Origin of the sequence: Streptomyces melanosporofaciens, assembly GCF_900105695.1 — a bacterium.
Classification (GTDB): Bacteria; Actinomycetota; Actinomycetes; order Streptomycetales; family Streptomycetaceae; genus Streptomyces; species Streptomyces antimycoticus.
This window is the reverse complement of sequence record NZ_FNST01000002.1, coordinates 2,709,861-2,733,071: the sequence shown is the minus strand read 5'-3', so window position 1 is coordinate 2,733,071 and position 23,211 is coordinate 2,709,861. Positions and strand designations below refer to the sequence as shown.

18 protein-coding genes and 1 pseudogene are annotated in these 23,211 nt (G+C 72.2%); 9 read left to right on the top strand and 10 right to left on the bottom strand.

Features of this window, described 5'->3' with window-relative positions:
* Positions 1-15: 15 nt before the first annotated feature.
* Positions 16-1,556: pseudogene (locus BLV72_RS14215) on the top strand (PAS domain-containing protein).
* 301 nt (positions 1,557-1,857) lie between these two features.
* On the opposite strand, the gene BLV72_RS14210 reads toward BLV72_RS14215, so the two are convergent.
* Positions 1,858-2,613, bottom strand: coding sequence for an SIS domain-containing protein (locus BLV72_RS14210; RefSeq protein ID WP_093462634.1), 756 nt, complete (start codon positions 2,611-2,613; stop codon positions 1,858-1,860).
* A 152-nt stretch (positions 2,614-2,765) separates the two neighbouring features.
* On the opposite strand from BLV72_RS14210, the gene BLV72_RS14205 reads away from it, so the two are divergent.
* Both BLV72_RS14205 and BLV72_RS14200 read left to right on the top strand, forming a co-directional pair.
* Complete coding sequence (locus tag BLV72_RS14205; protein ID WP_059143620.1) at positions 2,766-3,458, top strand: iron-dependent transcriptional repressor DtxR; 693 nt, start codon at positions 2,766-2,768, stop codon at positions 3,456-3,458.
* 728 nt (positions 3,459-4,186) lie between these two features.
* Entirely contained in the window at positions 4,187-5,056 is an 870-nt protein-coding gene (locus BLV72_RS14200; protein WP_093470339.1) for an alpha/beta fold hydrolase, read from the top strand.
* Between the two features lie 62 nt (positions 5,057-5,118).
* Here the strand turns inward: BLV72_RS14200 and BLV72_RS14195 are convergent, their stop codons facing one another.
* Complete coding sequence (locus BLV72_RS14195) at positions 5,119-5,580, bottom strand: hypothetical protein (protein ID WP_244320762.1); 462 nt, start codon at positions 5,578-5,580, stop codon at positions 5,119-5,121.
* 312 nt (positions 5,581-5,892) lie between these two features.
* Between BLV72_RS14195 and BLV72_RS14190 the strand changes: the two genes are divergently transcribed.
* The gene (locus BLV72_RS14190) at positions 5,893-7,080 is read left to right on the top strand and encodes a lactate 2-monooxygenase (RefSeq protein WP_093470338.1); all 1,188 of its coding nucleotides are present in this window, start codon (positions 5,893-5,895) and stop codon (positions 7,078-7,080) included.
* Between the two features lie 636 nt (positions 7,081-7,716).
* Here the strand turns inward: BLV72_RS14190 and BLV72_RS14180 are convergent.
* The 3 genes from BLV72_RS14180 to BLV72_RS14170 all read right to left on the bottom strand — a co-directional run bounded on the left by BLV72_RS14180 (position 7,717) and on the right by BLV72_RS14170 (position 11,046).
* The gene (locus BLV72_RS14180) at positions 7,717-9,402 is read right to left on the bottom strand and encodes a transporter (protein WP_093462632.1); all 1,686 of its coding nucleotides are present in this window, start codon (positions 9,400-9,402) and stop codon (positions 7,717-7,719) included.
* Entirely contained in the window at positions 9,399-10,157 is a 759-nt protein-coding gene (locus BLV72_RS14175; protein ID WP_174887529.1) for an ABC transporter ATP-binding protein, read from the bottom strand. The genes BLV72_RS14180 and BLV72_RS14175 overlap by 4 nt, the downstream gene beginning before the upstream one ends.
* A gap of 223 nt (positions 10,158-10,380) precedes the next feature.
* On the bottom strand, positions 10,381-11,046 hold the full coding sequence (locus tag BLV72_RS14170; RefSeq protein WP_093462631.1) for a bifunctional DNA primase/polymerase: 666 nt from the start codon (positions 11,044-11,046) through the stop codon (positions 10,381-10,383).
* Positions 11,047-11,429: 383 nt separating this feature from the next.
* On the opposite strand from BLV72_RS14170, the gene BLV72_RS49790 reads away from it, so the two are divergent.
* Complete coding sequence (locus BLV72_RS49790) at positions 11,430-12,827, top strand: NsdA family TPR-like regulatory protein (RefSeq protein WP_093462630.1); 1,398 nt, start codon at positions 11,430-11,432, stop codon at positions 12,825-12,827.
* An 822-nt stretch (positions 12,828-13,649) separates the two neighbouring features.
* Positions 13,650-14,777, top strand: coding sequence for a hypothetical protein (locus tag BLV72_RS14160; protein WP_342030661.1), 1,128 nt, complete (start codon positions 13,650-13,652; stop codon positions 14,775-14,777).
* A gap of 58 nt (positions 14,778-14,835) precedes the next feature.
* Here the strand turns inward: BLV72_RS14160 and BLV72_RS14155 are convergent, their stop codons facing one another.
* Complete coding sequence (locus BLV72_RS14155; protein WP_093462628.1) at positions 14,836-16,146, bottom strand: ABC transporter substrate-binding protein; 1,311 nt, start codon at positions 16,144-16,146, stop codon at positions 14,836-14,838.
* A gap of 171 nt (positions 16,147-16,317) precedes the next feature.
* Here BLV72_RS14155 and BLV72_RS14150 point away from each other — a divergent pair, with 171 nt between their 5' ends.
* Positions 16,318-16,764: an SCO4402 family protein gene (locus BLV72_RS14150; protein WP_059143611.1), complete on the top strand. Its 447-nt coding sequence runs from the start codon at positions 16,318-16,320 to the stop codon at positions 16,762-16,764.
* Between the two features lie 32 nt (positions 16,765-16,796).
* Positions 16,797-17,666, top strand: a complete 870-nt coding sequence (gene purU / locus BLV72_RS14145; RefSeq protein ID WP_093462627.1) for a formyltetrahydrofolate deformylase — start codon at positions 16,797-16,799, stop codon at positions 17,664-17,666.
* A gap of 35 nt (positions 17,667-17,701) precedes the next feature.
* Here the strand turns inward: purU and BLV72_RS14140 are convergent, their stop codons facing one another.
* Positions 17,702-19,294: a zf-HC2 domain-containing protein gene (locus tag BLV72_RS14140; protein WP_093462626.1), complete on the bottom strand. Its 1,593-nt coding sequence runs from the start codon at positions 19,292-19,294 to the stop codon at positions 17,702-17,704.
* Complete coding sequence (locus tag BLV72_RS14135; protein WP_093462625.1) at positions 19,291-19,869, bottom strand: sigma-70 family RNA polymerase sigma factor; 579 nt, start codon at positions 19,867-19,869, stop codon at positions 19,291-19,293. Before BLV72_RS14135 ends, BLV72_RS14140 begins: the two co-directional genes overlap by 4 nt.
* A 311-nt stretch (positions 19,870-20,180) precedes the next feature.
* On the opposite strand from BLV72_RS14135, the gene BLV72_RS14130 reads away from it, so the two are divergent.
* Positions 20,181-20,558 (top strand): STAS domain-containing protein, encoded by a 378-nt coding sequence (locus BLV72_RS14130; protein WP_014061449.1) that lies wholly within the window; start codon positions 20,181-20,183, stop codon positions 20,556-20,558.
* Between the two features lie 237 nt (positions 20,559-20,795).
* Here BLV72_RS14130 and BLV72_RS14125 read toward each other — a convergent pair whose 3' ends face one another.
* Complete coding sequence (locus BLV72_RS14125; RefSeq protein WP_093462624.1) at positions 20,796-22,133, bottom strand: sensor histidine kinase; 1,338 nt, start codon at positions 22,131-22,133, stop codon at positions 20,796-20,798.
* The gene (locus tag BLV72_RS14120) at positions 22,130-22,798 is read right to left on the bottom strand and encodes a response regulator (protein ID WP_043237379.1); all 669 of its coding nucleotides are present in this window, start codon (positions 22,796-22,798) and stop codon (positions 22,130-22,132) included. Before BLV72_RS14120 ends, BLV72_RS14125 begins: the two co-directional genes overlap by 4 nt.
* Between the last annotated feature and the right edge of the window lie 413 nt (positions 22,799-23,211).

The following is a 23,211-nucleotide window of genomic DNA, read 5'->3' as shown; positions in this document are numbered from 1 at the left end:
AGCAAGGGGTGTCAGGTGAGCGCTTCACAACGTTCCGAACCCGCAGGGCCGGCGCGTTCCGCCCGATCCTCGCGGGGGGTCCCCGGACAGGCGGCCGCCGCGTCCGTCCGTCCCGAGTGCCCGGACGGGCCCGAGCGGCCCGACTCCGAACTGCTCGCCGCGCTGCTCGACGGGATGGACGCCGCCCTGTGCGCGTTCGACGCCGACGGCATGGTGACCCACTGGAACCACGAGGCCGAGCGCATCCTCGGCTGGACGGCGGCGGAGGCGGTCGGCCGCAAGGGGCTGGGCGGCTGGGCCGCCCGCCCGGGGGACGCACGGGACGTCGACGCGCGCCTTACGGAGGCCATGGGCAGCCCGGGGCGCCGGGTGCACGAGTTCGCGCTGCTGACCAAGGACGGCGGCCGGGTCCTGGTCCGTACGCAGTCCTCGGCGGTGGCGGGCGCGGACGGCCGCCCGGCCGGGGTGTACTGCGCCTTCAGCGAGGTGCACGCACAGGTCGACCTGGAGCGGTCGATCGCGCTGAGCGAGGCGCTGCTGGAGGACGCGTCGTGGAACGTGGTCATGGTCGACGCGGATCTGCGGGTGGCCGTGGTCAACGCCAGCGCGGCGGGGGCGCTGCGTACGGCCCGTAAGGCCGCGCCCGGCCGGCCGCTGGGCGACTTCCTGGACCAGGGCGTGGAGGAGGCGGAGGCCGCGCTGCAGCACGTCCTGGCGGAGGGCGCGCCCCCGGCGCCCACCGAGCTGTGGGTGACGCTGCGGGACGCCGACGCGGCGGACGGCTTCGAGGGCGCGGACAGCGTGCGCTACGAACTGCTCGACGACGACGAGGCGGTGCGCGGTGAGGGCGCCGACCGTGGCGAGGCCGGCGCGGCGGCCCGGCGCCGCTGCTGGCGCAGCGGCTTCCTCCGGCTGGCCTCACCGCTCACCGAGGAGCCGACGCCGCTCGGCGTGGCCTGGATCTTCCAGGACGTGACGGAGGCGAAGGGCCAGGAGCAGGAGAGCGCCCGGATGCGCTTCCGGGGCAATCAGCTGCACCGGGCGGCGCGAGCGGCGGCCGAATGCGAAGACCCGATGGAGGCGGCCTCGGTCCATCTGGACTTCGCGCTGGCGGGCTTCGCCGATCACGCCCTGATCGACCTGGTCCTGGACCCGCCGCCGGGCGCCCCGGAGGGTCGGGTCCGGCTCGTCCGGGCGGCGGCCACCCCCATCGGCGCCCCCGGTCCCTGCCCGCCCGTCGCCCCCGGGGCATCCCGCTGGGCTACCCGGAGGGCCATCCGGCGCTCCAGGCGGTCGACCGCTGCGGTTCGGTACGGGCGAGCACGAGACGCTCGGACGAGCCCGCGGCGGCCCAGTGGGCGGTGGCCCGCAAATGGCCGGAGGGCACGGTGCACGGCCTGTGCGCGGTACTGCGCAGCCGCGGCCGCACCCTCGGCGTGGTCACCTTCCTGCGCACCTCCAGCCGCCGGGCCTTCGACCGTACGGACGCGACGTACGCGGAGGACGTCGCGGCCCGCGTCGCAGCCTCGGTGGACCTGGCCGTGGGCCGCCGCTGACGCCCCGACCGATACGCCCCGACCCGTGAAGCCCCGGGCCGGGAGGCATCGCGCACCCGCCGCCCGCGGCCAATCCAGCCCCGCTGGCCTTTGAGGAGCGGGGCCCAGGCGCGAAGCCCCGGCCGGGGTCCGGGGCCGCCCCGGGATTGGCTCCAGCCCCTCCGGCGTTTGAGGAGCGGGGTCCGGGGCCGCCCCCGGGATTCGGGAAGGGGCGGGGTGGGGGAAGCTACCCCCGCTGCGTGCTCACCGGCGGGGGCCAGCCCGTAGGAGCCACCACCGGTAAAGGCTCCCGGCGAGGGTCCTACCTCCGGTAGAAGATCCGGTCCCCGTATTCGGTCATCACCTTGCGGTTCCACTCATGCCCGCCATCCACGTTCCCCGACCTCAGCATGGGCGGCTCGACCCCCCGCTCGGCCAGCTCCGAGACCCCGGCCGCCACCATGGACTGCATGATCGCGCTCGTCACGACGGTGGACGCGGGGGCGAAGGGCGCGCCGACGCCGTCCACCGTGAGCTCCGCGTCGCCGATCGCGATCTTGTTGTCGATGACCAGGTCGCAGTGGTCCTTCAGGAAGCCACCGGAGGAGTTGCGCGAGGTCGTGCCGGTCGCGTAGCCGACCGAGGTCACCCCGATCACCCTGACCCCGCGCTCCCTGGCGCTCATCGCCATCTCCACGGGCAGGGCGTTGCGCCCGGACAGCGAGATCACGATCAGCAGGTCCCCGGACCGGAGCGGACTGGTGTCGAGGACGGTCGTGGCGAGTCCGTCGACGCGTTCGAGCGCGCTGCCGAGGGTGGCGGGGATGACGTCCACGCCCACCACCCCCGGCACCGCCAGCAGATTCATCAGCGCGAGCCCGCCCGCGCGGTAGACGACGTCCTGCGCGGGCAGGGAGGAGTGCCCGGCGCCGAACGTGAAGAGGCGGCCGCCCGCGGCGACGGTATCGGCGATCAGGGTGCCCGCCGCGGCGATATGCTCGCCCTCCTCGTCCCGCACCTGCCGCAGCAGGCCGATGGCCGCGTCGAAGAATTGCCCGGCCGGTTTGGACTCGTTCATCAACGCGTCGCCTTCCCTGTGGGGGTTTCCGATCATGACGCTGTCAATAGCAGCCCGGTCCCTTGCGGCGGAAGAGGCCGTCTCGGCCCCGTTGTCGGCGGGATGCGTCAGAATTGGCTGAGGGCCACCGCACGACACTTCGAGGGGCACGCATGTCCGGACTGATCGACACCACGGAGATGTATCTCCGCACCATCCTCGAGCTCGAAGAGGAGGGCGTGGTCCCCATGCGCGCCCGGATCGCGGAGCGGCTCGAGCAGAGCGGGCCGACGGTCAGCCAGACGGTGGCGCGCATGGAGCGCGACGGGCTGGTCACGGTCGCGGGCGACCGTCACCTGGAGCTGACCGAGGAGGGCCGCCGGCTGGCCACGCGGGTGATGCGCAAGCACCGGCTCGCCGAGTGCCTGCTCGTCGATGTGATCGGGCTGGAGTGGGAGCAGGTCCACGCCGAGGCGTGCCGCTGGGAGCATGTGATGAGCGAGGCGGTGGAGCGGCGCGTGCTGGAGCTGCTCCGCCATCCGACCGAGTCGCCTTACGGCAACCCGATTCCGGGCCTGGAGGAGCTGGGCGAGAAGGCCGAGGCCGATCCGTTCCTGGACGAGTCCATGGTGAGCCTGCGTGAGCTGGAGCCCGGCGCGGAGGGCAAGACGGTGGTGGTGCGCCGCATCGGCGAGCCCATCCAGGCCGACGCCCAGGTGATGTACACGCTGCGGCGGGCCGGGGTGCAGCCGGGCTCCGTGGTGAGCGTCACGGAGTCGCCGGGCGGGGTGCTGGTCGGCAGCAGCGGTGAGGCGGCGGAGCTGGAGGCGGAGATCGCCTCGCATGTCTTCGTGGCCAAGCGCTGACTGCGGTCTTTGTGGCCGAGCGCTGACTGCGGTCTTCGTGGTCAAGCGCTGATCCCGGCCGGGCACGAGCTTCTCGCGTCCTGATTCCTGATCCTCCGCCCTGTTCCAGACCCTGCTCCCCCGCCCCCCCCCACAGGCCCCGACCCGACCGCCCCGCCCCCGCGGCGGCTCAACGCCTCCCGCGTACACCCCCGCACAACCGCACGCGCTTCGACACGCTGACCGATACACCCCGTTCAGTCGATTCGGCCGTCACGACCTGCGCCGACGGATTTTCCCGAAACCGGAGTCGAAAGAAACCGAGCGGGCGGGGCCGACGCGTGCGACGCTGTCGCTGACGCTCAGGCCGTCAGGGGAGGGGGCCGCGGTGGGCCCGAGAGGCTGTGCCGCCGAGGGGGAGATCTTCAGCGAGGGCCCCGGTGCCGTCAGGTGCCGGGGCCCCGCTTCCCCATATCCCCCCGCTGGACCCCGGGCCGCACGGACCGCGCGAACGCGGCCGGTGCGACCCGGAGCCCTGGTGACCCGGAGCCCCGAGCTCTCAGGGTCGTCCCCCGCGGACTCCCTTCCCCGAGTAGTCCGCCTCCCGCTAGCTGTCTCCCCATGGCACAGACGATCAATCCCTGACGGTGGTCACTCGAACGAGGGGTGTTGGACGTAACAGCACCGTGTTCGAATACGAGTTCGATACTGTGAGGGTGTTCGAGAGAGGGCTGGAGGTGCCAGACCACATGGTGCGACGCATCGAGGTGACCGGGACCGGCGGCGTGCGGCTCGCCGCCTGGGAGTTCACCGATCCGCCCAAGGCAGGCGCCGGCCGTGAGGGAGTGCGGGGTCCCGGAGTGCTGTTGCTCCATGGGCTGCTGGGCCGGGCGGCCCACTGGGCGGAGACGGCCCGCTGGCTCTCCACCCGCCATCGGGCGGTCGCCCTCGATCAGCGCGGCCATGGCCGCAGCGACAAGCCGGCCGAGGGGCCGTTCGACCGCTCCACCTATGTGGACGACGCCGAGGCGGCCGTGGAGCAGCTCGGCCTCGCCCCCGTGACCCTGATCGGCCATGCCATGGGCGCCCTCACCGCCTGGCAGCTCGCGGCCCGCCGCCCCGATCTGGTCCGGGCGCTGGTCATCTGCGATATGCGCGCCTCGGCCCTCGGCGCCGCCTCACAGCGCGAATGGGCCGAATGGTTCCGCTCCTGGCCGGTGCCGTTCGCGACGCTCGCCGATGTGCGCAAGTGGTTCGGTGAGGACGATCCGACGCTGGAGCGGCCGAATCCGGCCCGTGGCGATTTCTTCGCCGAGGTCATGGCCGAGCGTTCGGACGGCTGGCGCCCGACCTTCTCCTGCCGCCAGATGCTGAAGGCCCGTGAGGCCTGGGTCCAGGACGCCCATTGGGAAGAGCTCGCCCTGGTCGAGTGCCCCACCCTGGTCGTCCGCGGGCTGGACGGCCGGCTCGGCCGCGCGGAGGCGCAGGAGATGGTCCGTGTCCTGCCCCGCGGGCAGTATGCGGAGGTGGTGGACGCGGGCCATCTGGTCCACTACGACCAGCCGGACGGCTGGCGCCGCGCCGTGGAGCCCTTCCTGGCCTCGGCCCTCCCGGTCTGACGACGGCCCCCCGGTCTGACGACGGCCCGACCCGACGGCGCCCCGACGGCGCGAGCCCCGCCTCAGAACGCCCAGGTGAACGGCTCGCCGCCGATCTCCGTCCACATGACCTCGACCGACCTCGCCCGCGCGGGAATCAGGAAGGTGGTGCAGAGCAGATAGCTCTGCCCGTTCTTCCAGTCCTTGATCTCGTCCGGGTCCGCGCAGCCCTTGGGCTGCCCGGCATCGCCCACGACCTTCGCTCCCCGCCGGCCGTCCGCGTACACCTCCGCGTAGTCCCCGACCCGCGGATACTCCCGCACCGTGGCCCCGCGCAGATGGGTGTACTTCACGGAGGCGACCGCGGGCACCAGGCCCTTGGCGTCCGCCGGTTCCGGCACCAGCGCCTTGGCCTCGTCCGCCGTGCCGATGTCGACCTCCTGTGCCGCGATCCGGTAGATGGGCTCGACCCCGGTGTCCTCCTTGAACGCACGCGCACCGCTCTGACCCGGCCAGAACACCCCGCCCCCCGACCGCATCCCCACCGTCTGCGCCCCACCCTGATCTCCACCGGCGGCCTCCGGGCGGGACGCATGCCGTGCGTTCTCGGATGTATCGCCCTTTTCCCCGAATGGTCCGCACGCGGTCAGGGCGAGAGCCAGTACGGCAACGGGCGCCCCGACCCGAAGCCATGTTGTCTTGGTCAGCGGCACGGTGGAACTCCAATGCGGGAACTGTCTCCGTCGTGTTCCGGTGTGATCCCTTGAACGCGACCGACGGTTCGTTGATCCTACGAGTCCTCTACTCCCTTACGGCAATGGCAAATTGACCAGTAATGAACAAGTGAAGGGATGCACATGATCGGCGGCGACATCACGGATCCGGAACCCGGCAAGGACTGGGCGGCATTTCAGTACGAGATCTATCTGAACGGGATGACCGGCGCCGTTCCCCGGCTGCCCGCCGATCTGACCCGGCTCGAGGAGCTGGCCGAGGCCCGGCTGGGACCCGGCCCGGTGGGCTATGTCGCGGGCAGCGCGGGCAGCGGCAGCACCGAGCGGGCCAACCGGGCGGCGCTGGACCGGCATCGGATCGTGCCGCGGATGCTCCGTGACGTACGGCGGCGGAATCTGTCGGTCGAGCTGCTGGGCACCCGGCTGCCCGCGCCGCTCGCGCTCGCGCCGATCGGCGTGCTGTCGATCATGCACCCGGACGCCGAGTGCGCGGCGGCGCGGGCCGCCGCGGCGCAGGGCGTGCCGTTCATCCTGTCCTCCGCGTCCAGCACGCCGATGGAGCGGGTGGCGGAGGCGATGGGGGACGGCGAGCGGTGGTTTCAGCTCTACTGGGGCAAGGACCGCGAGGTCACCAGGAGCTTTCTGGACCGGGCGAGGACGTGCGGTTTCACGGCGCTTGTGGTGACCCTCGACACCCCGCTGCTGGCCTGGCGGCCGCGCGATCTCGACCAGGCGTATCTGCCGTTCCTGCACGGGGTGGGAACCGCCAACTACTTCACCGATCCGGCGTTCCGGGCCGGGCTCGCCAAGCCGGTCCACGAGGACCGGGACGCCGCGGTGCTGCACTTTGTGCAGATGTTCGGTGACCCCGGGAAGACCTGGGAGGACCTGGCGTTTCTGCGTGAGCACTGGGATGGCCCGATCGTGCTGAAGGGGGTGTTGCACCCCGATGACGCCCGGCGCGCGGAGGCGGCGGGGATGGACGGCGTCGTGGTGTCCAACCACGGCGGCCGCCAAGTGGGCGGCTCCATCGGGGCGGCCGACGCGCTGCCGGGGGTGGCGGCGGCGGTCGGTGACCGGCTCGCGGTGCTCTTCGACAGCGGGGTGCGCACCGGTGACGATGTGTTCAAGGCACTCGCCCTCGGCGCCCGTGCGGTGCTGCTGGGGCGGCCGTACGCGTATGGGCTGGGGCTGGACGGGCAGCCGGGGGTGGAGCATGTGATCCGCTCCCTGCTGGCCGAGTTCGAGCTGACGATGGCGCTGTCGGGCCATACGGATGCGGCGGGGCTCACCCCGGACGCACTCGGCTGACGCTCGGTCGGCAATTCCCTTCGGCTTTCAACTTGTTGCCAGATGCATCGGTCCGTCGGCGACTCGCCGCAGGGCCGTCGGGCTTTACCGGGTCATGAGCATCCGGATTGCCGGGTGCTACGCTCATCGGCGCGCAGTGAATTAACCGATCATGCAGTGAATTAACCGATCACGGGGGGTGGTTGCGTGAAGATCCAACGTAAAGCCTCGATGGTCGTGCTCGCGGCGGCGCTGATGCTGGGCGGTTCGGTGGCCTTGGCGCCAACGGCGTCGGCGGTGGGGTCATCGGCGTGTCAGTTCAATTCCCCGGATGTCAATTTCAAGGTCTCCACCAGTGGGGCGAGATTCCGTACCGGACCGGGAAAGCGGTACCGCGCTATAGGGACGCTTTACCGGGGGATTCCTTCCGGTACTTCTGCCGCACCCGGGGCTTCGAGAAGAGCTGGTCCTACGGAAAGATCCTCAGGCGGACGACGACGGGAATCCGGGCCGGAACCAGAGGCTGGGTGTACAGCAAGTACCTCGACTAGCCGGAACGTTACGGCAGTTGAGCTGCGAGCGGTTCGTGCGGCACCACCACGCATCGGCGGGGCCGGGGTGAGTCCCCGGCCCCGCCGACGCGCTGTGTGCCCGGGGTCACCCCTTGTTGACCGCCGCCAGGATCTCCGGCAGCCGCGCCGCGACCCGCGGCGCCGCCAGCCGCAGGCCGGTCTCCGCGAGAGCCGCGCCGTACACCGCGCCCAGCGGGAGCACCACCCACAGCCAGCCGTGCGCCCCGGAGACATGCAGCCAGATCGTCAGGCCCAGCACCGGTGCGCACAGCACGGAGCCCACGATCATCCCGACGAGGAGGCTGATCCAGGCGATCCCCGCCTGGCCCGGGGCGACGTTCTTGTAGCCGCTGTCCTGCGGAATCGAGTACGGGGCCAGCGCGGAGGCCATGGCGCCGGTCGCCAGCATCGAGCCGAGCAGCGCCAGGGCGATGCCGAGCGCCTCGGGAGCGGCCGACCAGTTCTTCAGGACGGCGGCGGAGCCGAGCACCGCCACCGCCATGTAGGGCACCGCCACCAGGAGGAGCGCCAGCGTGCGGCCGCGCAGCTCCAGATAGGCGTCGCGGGGCGAGGAGATCGTCTGCGCGACCATCCAGAAGGCGGAGGAGTCCTGGCCGAACTGGTTGTACATCAGCATGCCGAGCATGCCCGACGCCCAGCAGGACCAGTAGACCGAGCCGTTGTCCTGGACGGCCGTGACGAAGGGCAGCAGCAGGCCGACGCCCAGCGAGGTGGCCCAGGCCGACTTGGTCTTCGGGTCCCGTACGGCATAGCGCAGCGTCCGTAGCAGCACCGTGCCGCTGCGGCCGGCGGGCAGCAGCCGGGCGAACGGGCCCGAGGCGTCCGGGGTGTCGGCAGCGCCGGAGCCCCGCCGCTCGCGCGGTGCCGCCGCCTGGAGCGTGGAGGCGTCCGGGGTGGTCATCAGGTGGGTGAGGGTGCCCCTCCACCACCACAGCAGCACCGCCAGCGCGCCTATGGTCAGCGCGAACTGGGCCGCCGCGACCCCGTAGGCGCCGTCGCTGACGCCCTGGACGGCGTCGACCGCCGCCGCGGGCGGCACCCAGCGCAGCACCGCCGCGGCCGGTTCCAGCACGGCCAGGCCGTTCTCACCGCCGAGCCGCTGGGCGCCGAGGTTCACGAACTGGGCGCCGATGGCCACGAACAGACCGCTGAGCACCGCCAGATCGCGGCCCTTACGGCTGGTGAGGAGGCGGGTGTTGGCCGTGGCGACGGCGCGGGCCAGCGCCACGCACACCAGCACCGTCAGTACGACGGCCACCACCGCCGCCCCCGCGGCCGCCGCCCCGTGCGCGACGGCGACGGCCGAACCGGCCGCCAGGGTCAGGGTGAACAGCGGGCCGATGCCGATCAGCGAGGACACCAGCAGCGCGGTGATCAGCGAGCGCGGCCGCAGCGGCAGCATCACCAGCCGCGTCGGGTCGAGGGTTTCGTCGCCGCCGGGGAAGAACAGCGGCATCACCGCCCAGCCGAGTGCCAGCACCGCCGTCAGCAGCGTGACCAGCGCGTCGACGTGGTTCGTGTCGCGCAGCAGCACCAGACCGAGCAGCTGCAACACGGCGAACAGCAACGCCAGCACCAGCGAGGTGATGTACGCGGCCCGCCGACCGCTGGACTGGCGCAGCCCGTTGCGCAGCAGCGCCAGCTTCAGGGAGACGAAGACGGGAGTGGGGGAGGTGGTGGGGGCGGCGGGCGGCGCGGGCGCGGCGGTGCCGAGCGGGCCCTTGGCGTCGAGTGGGTCGGTGAGTGTCATCGGGCGCCGCCGCCCAGCCAGTCGAGGCTCTGGCCCGCCTCGCGCCGATTGGCGCCGACCAGCTCCAGGAAGGCGTTCTGCAGGGACGGTGCGTCGCCCCGCACCTCGGCCAGCGGGCCATGGGCCCGGATCCGGCCGCTCGCGATCACCGCGACCCAGTCGCACAGCGACTCCACCAACTCCATGACATGGCTGGAGAAGACGACGGTGGCGCCGGAGTGGGTGTAGCGCTCCAGGACGCCGCGGATGGTCTGGGCGGAGACCGGGTCGACCCCCTCGAAGGGCTCGTCGAGGAAGAGGACTTCCGGGTTGTGGAGCAGCGCGGCGGCCAGCCCGATCTTCTTCCGCATCCCGGTGGAGTAGTCGATGACCAGCTTGTTCTGGGAGCCCGCGAGATCCAGGACGTCCAGGAGCTGGGTGGCGCGCTTGTCGACCTCCGCACCGGGCAGCCCGCGCAGCCGCCCGGTGTAGGTGAGCAGCTCCCGGCCGGAGAGCCGCTCGAACATCCGCAGTCCCTCCGGCAGCACCCCGATCCGCGCCTTGATCTCGACCGGGTCCCGCCAGACGTCGTGCCCGCCGATCTCCACGGTCCCCGAGTCGGGGCGCAGCAGGCCGGTGATCATCGAAAGCGTGGTGGTCTTACCGGCGCCATTGGGCCCGACGAGCCCGATGAACTGCCCGGCGGGCAGCTCCAGATCGATCCCCGCGACCGCGATCTGCTCTCCGTAGCGCTTCCACAGGCCGCTCACCCGCACGGCGGCGGCCCTGATCGGTTCTGTGCTGGCTGCTGTTGGCTCCTGAGGCACCGGCTTCCCCCGTTTTCCTGTGGGACGAATCTCGGGGGGCCGGTCATGGCGCCCCCGTCCGTCGCTCCACGATAGGGGCCGACCTGGGGAGCGCTCCGGGGGCGTCGGCGGTGCGCAGTGTCGCGGCGGGCGCGGGGTGCCAGGGGCGCGGTGCGTCAGCGGCCCAGAAGTGTCAGCGGCGCTCGCGGCCGCAGGCGTAGGCGAGAGCGCTCACCAGCTCCTGGGCGTCGGGCAGCCAGCGGTTGGCGGCGGTGGGCCGCTGGGCCCACTGGATCGGGCCGCGCAGGCCCACCCGGGTCGGGGGCGCGACCACATAGTCGCCCTCGCCGCGCGCGGTCAGGTCGATCGCGTTCGGCGGCCAGCCCAGATTCCGCACCAGGTCGGGGACCTTGGCTGCGGCGCCCGGGAGGACGAAGAAGAGCATCCTGCGCCCGGGGGTGCAGGTGACCGGGCCCAGCTCGACCTGGCGACGCTCCATGCGCGCGAGCGCCAGACAGCCCGCCGACTCCGGTACGTCGAGTGCGTCGAAGGTGCGGCCGGTGGGCAGCAGGATGGAGGCGCGCGGCGTCCTGGCCCACATGCGGCGGACCACGACCGCGCTGCCCGTGGCCTGGTTCACCCAGTCCCGGCCGGTCGGATGGGCGCCGGGGGCCGGGCAGTCGGCGGTTCCGCAGGAGCAGCGCTCCACTCCGTCCACGGTCTCCAGCCAGGCGCCGGAGAGCACGTCCCAATGCCGCTCCTCGGCATATCGCACCGCCGCGTCGCGCAGCCGCTCCCCGCGCTGCTGAGGGATCTGCGAGGTTCCCGCGGTGAACCGCGATGGTCCTGTCACGTCCATGGTCTCTTCCACGCAAGGACAACTTCCGCCGTCAACGGGGGTTACGGCCGGACCCCCGCACGGGCGGGCCGCCGGGGGCCCGGGGTGCGCGGGGACGGCACGGCGGGGCGCATGGGTGCACAGTCGGGGGCGCGTGTGGGGTTGCGGCTCTGTAAGCGGGTAACCACCATGCGTGACAGGCGTGCGAGTGTCCGGCGGCCATGCCGCGGCGCCAGGGGGAGGGCGGTCCCGGACTCGTATCGGCGCCGTACGCGAACGATGCGGTCGACGCGGTCAATACGGGCAAGTTCCGCATTCACCGTATACCTGCGATATCTGCGGGGCATCACTCAGCAACAGAGACGGATACGCCGAGAACGCAAGCAGTCACAGGGGGTAACGCCATGGCCGCTAGGCCGCTCGTGGCGCGGCAGCCGAACGAACGGCTGCAGGCGCTCATCCAGGAAGCCGGCTGCTCCAACGCCGGGTTGGCGCGCAGGGTCAATATGTGCGGCGCCGAGCACGGTCTCGATCTGCGGTACGACAAGACCTCGGTGGCCCGTTGGCTGCGTGGTCAGCAGCCCCGGGGCCGGGCGCCGGGCATCATCGCCGAGGCGCTCGGCCGCAAGCTGGGCCGTACGGTCACGATCGACGAGATCGGCATGGCCAACGGCAAAAACCTTGCCTCCGGGGTCGGTCTGCAGTTCTCGCCCACCGTCCTCGGAGCGATAGAGCAGGTCTGCGAGCTGTGGCGCAGCGATGTGGGGCGCCGCGACTTCCTCAGCGGTTCGACGGTCGCCGCCTCCGCGCTGGTCGAGCCCAGCCGCGACTGGCTGATCACCGGTGCGGACGCCCAGGTCGCGCGCACCGCGGGCGCCCGGGTGGGGCGTTCGGACGTCGCGGCGGTGCGGGCCACCACGGACGCCCTCGTCGATCTGGACCACCGCTACGGCAGCGGCCATGTGCGCCCCGTCGTCGTCCACTATCTGAACAGCGTGGTCTCCGGGCTGCTGGCCGGCTCGTACACCGAGGCCGTCGGCCGTGAACTCTTCGCGGCCGTCGCGCGGTTGACGGAGCTGGCGGGCTATATGGCGGTCGACACCGGGCAGTCCGGTCTCGCCCAGCGCTATTACATCCAGGCGCTGCGGCTCGCCCAGGCCGCCGGGGACCGGGGTTACGGCGGCTATGTGCTCGCCGCCAGCATGAGCCATCTCGCCGCCCAGCTCGGGAATCCCCGGGAGATCGCCCAGTTGGCGAAGGCCGCGCAGGAGGGCGCCCGCGGCCAGGTGCCGCCGCGAGCCGAATCGATGTTCCTGGCGGCCGAGGCACGCGGCCACGCCCTGATGGGGGACGCCCGGGCCTGCCAGTCCGCGGCCGGGCGCGCGCTGGACGCGTTGGAGCGGGCGGTGGGGAGCGGTTCGGGCTCCGTCACGGGTGACGACCCCATCTGGATCCGCCACTTCGGCCATGCCTATCTCGCCGATGAGCTGGCCCACTGTCACCGCGACCTGGGCCAGGCCGAACAGGCCCGGCGGCGCGCCGAGGAGGCCCTGGAGGGGCTTGCGGAGGGGCGGGTGCGGCGGCGGGCGATCGGGCTGCTGCTGCTGGCCACCGCGCATGTGCAGCAGCGCGATGTGGAGCAGGCGTGCCATATCGGCACCCAGGCGGTGGATCTGCTGGGCTCGTTGCGGTCCAACCGGGGGGCGGAGTATCTGGACGACTTCCAGCAGCGGTTGGAGCCGTATCGGGACGAGCCGGTGGTGCGGGAGTTCGGGGCGCGGCTGCAGATGCAGGTCGCCTGAGATTTCCGCTGGGTGCGGGGGCGTTGTGGGGCCTTGTGGGGTGCGGGGGTTATGGGTTCGCGTCGCGTTGTGGCTGCTGGTGCGTGTGGTGTTGGTGGGTGTGATGAGGCGCGTGCGTGGGAGGTGCGTGTTGGGGTGTGCGTTGCCTTGTGATTACCGGGGGTACGGATGGGGTTCATATCGCCCCTGGTCGCGGCGGTGTGCCCCCTGTCGCGGTGACCAGTCTCTCGCCGTCCCCATGGGCTCATGGGCATCGCGCCGTCTGGGGAACCGGTAGCGTGAGCCGACGATTCCGTAGTCCCGTATAACCAAGGAGTCCCGGTGACACAGAGCGGTCAGGGGAATGAGCCGCGGCTTCCCGCGGTCCCGCCCGCGCAGCCTGTGCGCGAGGGGGTTGTGCTGCCTGCCCAGGGGGACTACAAGCCCTCGGACGGCCACCAGGCGGCCCCGGCCGGGGGACAGGCATGGGGGCAGCCTTGGGGTCCGCAGAGCGCTCCGGAACTGCCGCCGCAGGGGGAGTTCGGCGCGCCGCCGCCTCCTGAGGGACAGCCTTACGGGCCGCCCGAGGGGCAGACCTACGGGGGGTCGCCCGGGGCGCAGCCTTACGGGCCGCCCGGGGGACAGTCTTACGGGGCGCCCGGGGGGCAGACCTACGGACGGCCGCCGGAGGGGCAGCCTTACGGGGCCCCCGACGGGTCTTACGGGTCACCTGAAGGGCAGCCGTACGGGGCCCCTGAGGGACAGCCTTACGGCCGGCAGCAGAATTGGTCGGCTCCCCAGAGACCGGCTCAGCCGCCGTACCAGGCCGCCGACGAGACCCAGGTGCTGCCGCCGCAGCCCGCCGGGGACGCCGACGCGACCCAGTTCATACCCCCGGTCCCGGGTGAGGCCCCGCCGCCTCTGGACACCCCCACCACCACGCTCGCCACGGTCAAGAGCGCGCCGCTGCCGCCCGAGAACCGGCCCGAGTCGCCCGCCGAGTCCACCACCCGGCTGCGTGCCGTCCGCCCCGGCCACCGGGGCGCCCACCGCCAGCAGGCCGCCGCGGAAGAGACCGCGGTGCTCCCGCCCACGCCGCCCGCACCCGCGCCGAACGCACCCGTGCCCGCGTCCGCGGCGAACGTCCCGGAGCGGCCCGGCAGCGCCCCGTACGCGATCCGACCCGGCCGTCCCGGGGACCGGCCGCCGCCCTCGGAGTTCGACGGTCTGTTCCGCGACGAGGGCGCCCATGAGACCCAGCAGCTTCCGCAGTTCTCCCAGGACTTTCCGCAGCCGCAGCCGTCGCCGTCCGGTGGTGGTGGCGGCGGTGGTGGTGGGCGGCGCCGGATGTCGCGGGGCATGCTCATCGGCATCGTGGTGGCGGGCTGTGGCATCGCCGGGCTCGCCGCCGGAGCCGCGCTCAGCATGGGCGGCGACGACGACAAGAAGGACAACTCGACCCTGAGCAGCTCCTCGCCGAGCGCCGGGGAGGACGAGCCGTCCAAATCCGCCGACCCCGCCGAGCCGCAGGCGAAGGCGCTGGACGCGCTGCTCGCCGACAGCAACAACAGCCGCGCGTCGGTGATCAAGGCCGTGGACAACATCAAGTCCTGCAAGGACCTGTCCACGGCGGCATCGGATCTGCGGACGGCCGCGGGCCAGCGCAATGGCCTGGTGACCCGGCTGGGCAAGCTGTCGGTGGACAAGCTGCCCGACAACGCGCGGCTGACCGCGGCTCTCACCAAGGCGTGGAAGTCCTCGGCCAGGGCCGACAACGAGTACGCGGCCTGGGCCGATCAGGTCGGCGGCAAGAAGGGCTGCCCCAAGGGCAAGGCCCGCCGTACGCCCCGGGTCGGGGCGGCCGAGCGGGCGAGCGGCGAGGCGACGCAGGCCAAGAAGACCGCCTCGGGGCTGTGGAACCCGATCGCCTCCCAGTACGGCCTCACCGCGCACCAGGCCACCGAGCTGTGACCGGACGGGCCGGGGGCGGCGCCGCCGTCCCCGGCCCGGTCTGCAGGGTGTGAGCGGCTCAGCCCGCCGGGTGGTAACGCTCCAGGATCTTGGACACGTTGACGAATCCCTTGCGCACCGCCACCAGCCGGCCGTCGCGCACCATCTGGTAGGTGACGTCCGCGTTGACGATCCGCGAGTAGTTGGGCACGTGCAGCGTGTCGTCGTAGCCCCAGCGCAGCGTCGGCGTCAGCCCGCCGGTGTTGACCGCGTGGCCGTTGTCCAGCGCGGTGCGCACGGTGCGGGCGCTGATGTCGTCGGCGTGCAGGGACATCAGGACCGAGCGCAGCACCGTGTAGCCGATCCAGGTCGTCTGCGTGCCGGGGTCGTCCGGGTCGATGCGGTTGTCGTCGAAGGCGTACTTGTTGATGACCTTCTTCATGGGGTTCCAGCGCGCATCGTCCCCGACCGGGTACCAGCCGGTGGCGTAGGTGCCCTCCAGGGGGCTGGAGGTGCCGCCGGTGGAGTCTATGAGGGACTGCCGGACACCGCCGAGGATGGAGGCGATCCGCACCTTCGGATGGTTCTCCTGCACCCGGCGGAAGGAGTCGAAGAAGGTGCCGGTGCGGTTGCCGAGTGCCGCGGTGACGCAGGAGCTGTCCAGGGCCGCGCCCTGGGCGGCGCCGCCGAGGGAGCTGTCGGCGCCGACGCTCTTCAGGGCGGTGGCGGCCTGGTCGCTGTAGTCGCCCGCGTCCTCGGGGGCGCGGACGTCATGGGCGGCGTCGCGCCGGCCCGCCCGGAGGCCGGTGTTGAGGAGCTGGGGGAGCTCGTCGCCCGCGATGGTGTCGGGGCGTACGAGCGCGGTGCGCTCGCAGCGGGAGGCGAGCTGGCGGCCGTTGCCCACCAGCAGGGCGGCCTGGCCGCCGTTGACCGGATAGGAGTACGGGCTGTCGAACTCCTCCTGCGTCACGCCGTAGCCGCCTATGTAGGGGATGCCGGCGACCTCCAGCGGCGAGATGAAGGCCCGGCCGTACTGGCTGTACGAGCCGACGACCGCGACGGCCTTCTCGTCCTTGGCCTGCTGGGCGCAGCGGGCGGCCTGGACGGCGTCGTTGCGCTCGTTGCAGGTGATGACCTGCAGCTTGCGGCCGTGGATGCCGCCGGAGTCGTTGACCCAGCGGGCAAATGCCTTCGCCATTGCCGGCATTCCCGGCATATTGGTCGCTTTGGTGCCCTCGGGGGCCCAGGTCATGACGGTGATGGGGTCGCTGTCGCTCTTGTTCGACAGCACCCCGCCGCAGCCGGTCAGCAGCGACGCACCGACCGCCGTGCACAGTGCCGCGACGGCGGCTCGGAAGGGGCGGAAGGAAGGGCGTCGCCGACCGGTCATGACAAGCGAGCCTCTCCCGTCGCGAGGAACGGCGCGGCTATGACAAGACAAGGAACGGTGTCATGGAGGTGAACTCCGGGGGCCGATTCATCGCTATGTGTGAAGAACGTACGATCGGTGATTGTGCAAGGTTCGGAGAAGTCTTCCCGTCGCGCCCGTCGCTCGACCACCATGGGAGGCATGCCTGTCAACGACATGCCCTGGTGGCGCTGGCGCACCAATGTGCGCTCGGCGCTGCATATGCTCTCGGATCCCGTCTTTCAGCAGGAGTGCTGGCTGGCCGGCCAGGCCGGGTACGGGGATGTGACGGACGCCGTCTACCGGCTCGTCGAGGACACCTGGTTGGACAACTGGTCCGCCGAGAAGTACGTCGGCACGATCTTCCGTGACTCGCAGGAGGCGGCGCTGGTCGATGTCGCCGTGCTGCGGGTGCTGAGGATCATGCACCAGGTGGGCGCGGACGCCCTCGTCTCGGCCTACCTCGAACACCATGGCTGGCCGGAGGCCGTGCGGGCGGCCCGCGAGGCCCATGTGCGGCTGGCCACCAACGACGGCGAGGACCCGGATGTGCCGCCGCGCACCCTCGAAGTACTGGCGATCATGACGCAGGCGGTCTGAGCGACGTCCCGGGTGTGGGACGCTATGGAGTCATGAGCGAGCCGCATTCCGTCCCCGACCAGTACATCCTCACGCTGTCATGCCCTGACAAGCAGGGCATTGTGCACGCCGTGTCGAGCTATCTGTTCATGACCGGCTGCAATATCGAGGACAGCCAGCAGTTCGGGGACCGCGACACCGGGCTCTTCTTCATGCGGGTGGCCTTCCGCGCCGTCTCACCGGTGAAGGAGGAGGATCTGCGGGCCGGCTTCGCGGCGGTCGGCGAGTCCTTCCAGATGGACTGGGAGATCCATCGCGCCGATCGCAAGATGCGCATTCTGCTCATGGTCAGCAAGTTCGGGCACTGCCTGAACGATCTTCTCTTCCGGTCCCGGATCGGTGCGCTGCCGGTCGAGATCGCCGCGGTGGTCTCCAACCACACGGACTTCGAGGAGCTGGTCGGCTCCTACGGGATTCCGTTCCACCACATGCCCGTGACGAAGGACACCAAGCAGGAGGCCGAGGCCCGGCTGCTGGACCTGGTGCGCACGGAGCGTATCGAGCTGGTGGTGCTGGCCCGCTATATGCAGGTGCTCTCCGACGACCTGTGCAAGGAGCTGTCGGGCCGGATCATCAACATCCACCACAGCTTCCTCCCGAGCTTCAAGGGCGCCAAGCCGTACCACCAGGCGCATGCGCGCGGGGTCAAGCTGATCGGGGCGACGGCCCACTATGTGACCGCCGATCTGGACGAGGGCCCGATCATCGAGCAGGAGGTCGAGCGCGTCGGCCATGAGCTGACCCCGGACCAGCTGGTGGCGGTCGGCCGCGATGTGGAGTGCCAGGCGCTGGCCCGCGCCGTGAAGTGGCACAGCGAGCGCCGGGTGCTGCTCAACGGCCACCGTACGGTCGTCTTCGCCTGATTCGCCTGATTCGACCGACTCGGAGACGGCACGACTCAGAGCCGCGAGAGGGACGCGGCGGCGAAGAGGACGTCCCGGATCGCCTCGGTGTCCCCGGACAGACCCGCGGCCGCCTCCTGGGGCGGCACATGCCCGGACGCCAGCAGGTAGAACGCCTCCTGGTCCAGGGCGATCGTCGCCACCGCCTCCTCCGGTGAGGCCACCGCCGCCGGGGAGTCCAGCGCGATGTACCAGTCGCCGCCGCCCGTGCCCTCCACCTGCAGATGGAGCGTACGGCCCGGGGTGCCCGCCTCGACCAGCCGGCGGGGCGGGGCCGCGAGCCCGGCCCGGCGGCGCTCGGCCAGCGTCCCCGGAAGCAGCCGGGCACACAGGTCGATCATGGCTCTGAGGTGGGCGGAGGCCGGTGGTTCATAGGGGTAGTCGATGGCCTCGGCGATGTCCCCGGCGTGCACCCAGCATTCGAGGGCACGGTCGAGGAACGCGTCGCGGATCGGCAGCGCGAAGTCCCCGTACGGCACGTCGAGCTCCGCGACCCCGCGCCCGGCGAAGGACACCGTGCGGACCAGGGCATGGCCCTGCTCACGCCACAACTCCCGTACCGCCCCGGGCGGACCGGCCCCGTACGAGGCGCCGGGCTCATGGTGCCAGTACGCCTCCGTACGGACTTGGGGCGAGCGGGGGGCGTCGGTGCCGAGCGGGTCGGGGAGGCCGAGGGAGGCGGCGATGATGCCGTCCACGACCATCAGATGGCCGATCACCCCGGCGACGGTGGTGTCCCGGCCGGTGGGCCGCCGCCCGTCGAACCACTTCAGCCGCACCGGCGCACGCCACTCGGCCTCGCCCATGTCGCGCAGCAGCGCGTCCAGCCGGGCGGCCTCGGCGTCGTACGCACCGGCCCAGCCGGGCATGGGTATCCGGGCCGGACGGCGGCCCAGACAGCCCGCGAGAACCCGGGAGCGGAGCATCGGATCGAGGTCCAGGCTGTGCTCGGTGTGCAGCAGCCCGACGGCGTCACGCAGCCGCAGCGCCTCCTCGGCACAGGAGGGGCAGTGGTTGAGATGCGCCTCGACGGCGGCGGTCTCCTCCGGCGAGCACGCGGTCAGCGCCCAGGCGCCGAGCAGCGAGCGCAGCAGATCGTGCGAGAGCGGATGGGCCGCCGAGGGCGTGGGCGCCGCCAGCGGCGCCGCCAGCGGCGCGACCGGTGGTGCGGGCGCGAACAGGGGTGCGGAGGCGGGCGGCTCCGGCGCTGGGTCCGGTTCCGGGTCGCGACTCAGGGTCGGTTCCTGGTCGGGGCCCGGGTCCGGTTCCGGGTCGGGGCCGCGCCCCGGAGCGGGCTCCGGCTCGGCGTTCGCGGCCGGTTTCGGCGCGGGCTCCGGCGCCCGTCCGGCCGGCGTCTCGTCCGCGGTGGGCGGGCGCGGGGCGGGGATTCCGCCGTCCAGGGCGCCCGGCCAGTGGCCGCTGTCCTCGGCGGCCGGCCGCGGCGGCGGTATGCGGGGTGGCCCGGCGGGGTGGGACGGCAGACCCGGGTCGCCGCCCCGTCCGGGCCCGTCTCTTCCGTCCCCGTCCCCGGGGCCGGAGTTCTCCGCGTAGGCGTCGTCGTACGGGTCCGGCCCGCCGCGCCCGGTCACAGCGCCCGTCCGTAGCCGGGAGGCGAGACCGCGCGGGGCGGCTGGACATGGGCCGTGGAGAGGAGCTGGAGGCCCAGCCGGAGGCGGCGCCTGGCCTCGTCCTCGGTCACCCCGAGGGCGGCCGCGGCCTCGCGGTAGTCGCGGCGGTCGAAGTAGGCCAGCTCCAGGGCGGCACGCAGTGGGGCGGGCATCGAGGTGACGATGTAGTCGGCACGGGCGGCCACGGACACCTCGCGGATCCGCTCCTCCAGGGCCTCGGCCGTGAGCGCGCCCCCGTCGACCGGGGCGGTCTGCGACTCGCGCAGCCGGTGCACCGCCTGGCGCTGGGTGAGCATGGCGATCCAGGCGCGCAGCGAGCCCTGCTGGGGGTCGTACGCGTCGGGGTTCTCCCAGACGTAGCCGAAGACTTCCCGGGTGACGCGGTCGGCGGCGGTCTCGTCCTCCAGGACCCGATGCGCCAGATTATGGACAAGTGACGCGAATCGGTCATAAAGCTCGGCGAGTGCGGCCGCTTCGCCGCGTGCCAGACGCTGTTGCATCCTGCGGTCCCAGCGGGGCGGTGCGTCATTCGCCATGCGGCCCCCATTCCCGAGTCGTCCGACCGGCCCTCCAGGCACTATGCCCACGTTCATATCGAATGTAATGCCGGTTGCTCACGCAACACGCGTCCATCAGGCAAAGTGCGCGAGAAACGGGCGGCGCATGGTATTGGCGTGGTCGCTTTGCGCAGCATCGGGGAGACGAAACGCTTCGGCGCGGCATAGGGTCGTCCCTCAAGGCGTATGCCTGGGGGAGTTTCATGCGCCGACGGGCGGGCAGCCGCCCGTGAACAGCACATTCCGGTTAGGGGCGAGCGAAGGGCTTCGGGCGCGTGACGTTGAAGGTGATGGAGGACCGGCGGGGGGAGTGGGTCGTTCTCCAGGTCTCGGGAGAGATGGACCTGGTGACCTCCCCCGCAGTCCGGCAGCACATCCACGACGCGGTCGCCGAGGGCCGCCACTGGCTGGTTCTGGACCTCTCGGAGGTTCGCTTCTGCGACTCCAGCGGGGTCGGCGTACTGATCGCGGCGCGTCGGCTGATGCGGTCGTGCTCGGGTCGGCTGCGGCTGATCCTGCCGCCGCAGGACGCCGCGCACGGGTCGCATGTGCACCGGGTGCTGGCGGCCCTGGGGGTGCGGCGGCTGTTCGACGTCTACCCCGACCTGGGGGCGGCCACGGAGCTGGACGGGGACGACGAGGAGGCGGCCGACCCGCTGTCCGCCTGAGCGCTCCGCGGGAGGTGCCGCGAGGTGCGGTCGTTCATCCGCGGCCGTGTCGTGGCTGGTCGCGCCCACGGGGCGGAGCCGCGCATCGACACAGCCCCGCGCCCCTTCGGGGCGCACCCGAACCGCACCGGACTTCATCGAGGCCGCCCAGGGGCGTCCGCCTTTGTCCGTCCAGGCGCGCTCGGCCGCCCAGGGGTGCTCGTCCGCCTCCCCGTCCCAGGGCTGTTCATGGCCCGCTCATGCCGTTCCCGTGACCCGCGGGGTCTTGGGGAAGTCGGCCCGTACGACGAAGCCGCCCTCCTCCGTGGGCCCTGCCTCCAGCGTGCCGCCCAGTAGTTGCGCGCGCTCCCGCAGCCCGACCAGGCCGTGACCGCCGCCCGGCAGCCCCGGGGCCACGGCGGAGGCGTCGGGCGGACCGTTGCGCACCTCGACCCGCAGGCCCCGTGTCTCCTCCGCTTTCTCAGCCGCCCCTTGAGCCGCGCCTTCAGCCGCTGACGGAGCCGCGCCTTTGGCCGCCGTTCGAGCCGCGCCATCGGCCGACTCCGCGTCGTTCACCCGTACCGTCACCCGCGCCCCCGGCGCGTGTTTGCGGACGTTGGTCAGCGCCTCCTGGACGATGCGGAAGGCGGCCCGTTCCACCGCCTCCGGATGGCCCGGGCGCCGCGTCGCGTCGTCCGTCTCGAAGCTGACGTTCAGCGCGCTGAGTTCGATCAGCCGGGGCAGATCCGCCAGCCGGGGCTGCGGGGTCAGCTCCTCGTGGTCGCCGCCCGCCGCGCGCAGGATGCCGACCATATGGCGGAGTTCGTCCAGGGTCCGCACGGACAGTTCGCGGATCGTCCGCGCGCCCTCCCGCGCCTTCGCGTCCTCCGCGCTGATCTGCACCGCCCCGGCCTGCAGGCTGATGAGGCTGACCTGATGGGCGACCACATCGTGCATCTCGCGGGCGAGCCGGGCGCGTTCGGTGGACAGCACCTGCTCGGCGATCAGCTCGTCCGCATGGCGGCGGCTGCGGGTCAGGTCCTTGATCCGGGCGGCGAGTTCCCCTCGCGTACGCACCAGGAGGCCCAGTGCGATGGGCCCCACCGAGGTCACGCACGCGTCGATGAGCGTGAGGGTGTTCTCCCGGTACGCGGTCGGCTCGAAGTCGGAGACCGGCCAGGGGATGAAGTGCGCGGCGGCCAGCAGCAGCGCGGAGATCCCCAGCAGCCGGCGGTTGGGGCGGAGCAGGGCCACCGTGTAGAGGGCGATCATCGGCGCGAACCAGACGTAGCCGATGAGGATCCCCGGCAGCGTGATCAGGAAGACCAGCGCGGGCAGCCGCCGTCGCACCAGCAGCGCGGCGGCCGCCGCCAGCGAGACGTTGAGCTCCAGCCCGAAGGTGACGCCGTTGACGAGCAGCGCGTCGGCCACCGCGAGGAGGACGGGGACGATCAGCGAACCCCAGCGCATGACCCGGCGCGGCGGCCGCCACCGGCCGGCGGAGAGAGGCGACGGCGAGGAGGCGGAGGGAGAGGAGGCGGGCGCGCCCGGCGTGCCCGGGGACGAACTGCGGGGCGGCAGCGGGGAGACGGTCATCGGGCGCCGCCTATCGGCGGCCGGCTCGTGACGAGCCCGGCGCGGTCGGCGACGATCGCGGCCTGCACGCGGTTGAGCCCGCCCAGCTTGCCGAGCACCGCCCGCACATGGTCCTTGACGGTGCTGGGCGCCAGCCCCATCCGCTCGGCGATCTGGGGATTGGCCAGCCCCTCGCCCAGCAGGGCCAGCACCTCGCGTTCGCGCGGGGTGAGCGCCTCGACGGCCTCGGCGGCCGTGGCCTCCGCCTCGGCGGCCAGATAGCCGCCGATCACGGCGCGGGTGACGGCCGGGTCGAGGACGCTGCCGCCCTCGGCGAGGGTGCGCACGGCCCGTACGAGCTGTTCCGGATCGGTGTCCTTGAGGAGGAAGCCCGCGGCTCCGGCGCGCAGCGCGGCGGCGAGGTACTCCTGGACGTCGAAGGTCGTCAGCATGGCCACGGCGGGGGAGCGGGGCGCGGCCCGCAACTGTCTGAGCACGGTGAGCCCGTCGGCATCCGGCATCCGGATGTCGAGGAGGACCACATCGGCCTTACTGCCCAACACCGTGGCCACCGCGGACGCTCCGGAACATTCCGCCACCACGTCGATGTCCGGGGCCGTGCCCAGGATCAGTCGCAGACCGGATCGTACGAGCGCTTCGTCGTCCACAACAGCAACACGAATCACCGGCCGCTCCCTCACCTCAGCTGTCATGCCCATTGCCCGGACAGCCTGCCTCATCGGAGAGCGAATATGGAGTGGTTGGCTCCGTCAGTGGGCGGGAACACCCCCGCCGACCGGCGGGGGTGACGGACGCCCAATGGTGGATTTCCCCGGCGGCCGCGGCCAGGCAGAGTGGATCTCAAGCCGCATCACCCCGTGGGGTCGTCCCGAAACCCCAGCCCCGTGAACGCGCCGGAGTGCCTCCCGATGCGCGGTCGGCGGAAACGGCAGGCGGAGTGTTGCCGCGGTCAGGCCGCCGCGACCCCCACACGCGGCGGCCTGACTCATTTCTCCGACCGCCCGCCATGTGGTGCGCCCCGACCAGGTGCCCCACCGGCGCCCCGGGCGCCGGTCGTCCGACCGGTGGCCCAGGCGCC